Origin of the sequence: Ruminococcus sp. BSD2780120874_150323_B10 (assembly GCF_015553695.1) — a bacterium.
Taxonomy (GTDB): Bacteria; Bacillota; Clostridia; order Oscillospirales; family Acutalibacteraceae; genus Ruminococcoides; species Ruminococcoides intestinale_A.
Genome location: NZ_JADNHD010000043.1, coordinates 1 through 1,021, shown reverse-complemented (window position 1 = coordinate 1,021; position 1,021 = coordinate 1). Strand labels below are relative to the sequence as shown.

1 protein-coding gene is annotated in these 1,021 nt (G+C 38.6%); it reads left to right on the top strand.

The genetic code is table 11. The features are described 5' to 3' along the window. Nucleotides 1–840 (top strand): dockerin type I repeat-containing protein (locus tag I2E21_RS12115; protein WP_195411480.1); only part of this gene is annotated, 840 nt, incomplete at its 5' end. Nucleotides 841–1,021 lie beyond the last annotated feature (181 nt).

Below are 1,021 nucleotides of genomic sequence, written 5' to 3'. Positions count from 1 at the left end.
GACATCACAAGCCTTATTGTTCCTACAACAGCTTCTCAGGCTACACAGCCGACAACAGCAAGACCTACACAGCCGACTACCGCAAAACCAACCACTCAACCGACCACTCAACCGACCACAGCTAAACCTACAGAGAGCAAAAATCTTAATGTAACCGCTACATCAAACTACTTCCCGAGTGCAAAGGTTACACTTGTAAACAACAAAGAGCTTTGTGTTGAATATGAACTGCAGTCATCAATGAAACTTGTAAACGCAGAGTGGGCACTTAATTACGATTCTTCAAAACTTAAGCTTGATGTTGCCCGTTCAAAAGATTTTATGCCGAATGTTTCAAACGAGGTTACAAACATCAAAACAGGCCGTATCTTATCCAACTTTACGGATATTACTGACCTTAAGGACTTTACAAACAAAAAGACATTTGTAAGAGCTTACTTTAATGTTATAGGTACAGGCAGTACGACAGTAGACCTTAATCTTAAAACTCTTTGCGTAGGTTTTATTGACAATGATTTAAAAGTCAACTTTGCGGCAGTTGTAAGAAACAGCGAAGTTCAGAGCGGTGTTACTTCTGTTGCGGGTTACGAAAAACTTGCGATAAACAAAAATACAAAGGCATATTTGTATAGTGACGATGATGTAATGCTCGGCGATGTTACAGGCGACGGACAGATAAATGTAAACGATGTAACCGCTATACAGCTTTATATTGCTCAGAATCAAAGTTTTACCGATAAGCAGAAAGAAGCAGCGGATGTTAATAAGGACGGAAAAATTTCTGTCTTGGATGTAACAAGAGTTCAGCAGTACATTGCGAGATCTTTTGATGAATTTTAAATTGTTTACAGCTGACAACTTAAAATAATCCGATAAAGCATCGCCCGTAACAAAAATTTACGGGCGGTGATTTTTTATCAAAAGTCGGGTTCAATTATGGTTTAGCGGAGTGTCGGTCGGGCATTGAAATTTAGCTAACGCTAAATTATCCTCCCAAAAACAAAAAAAGTTTACTCAATTT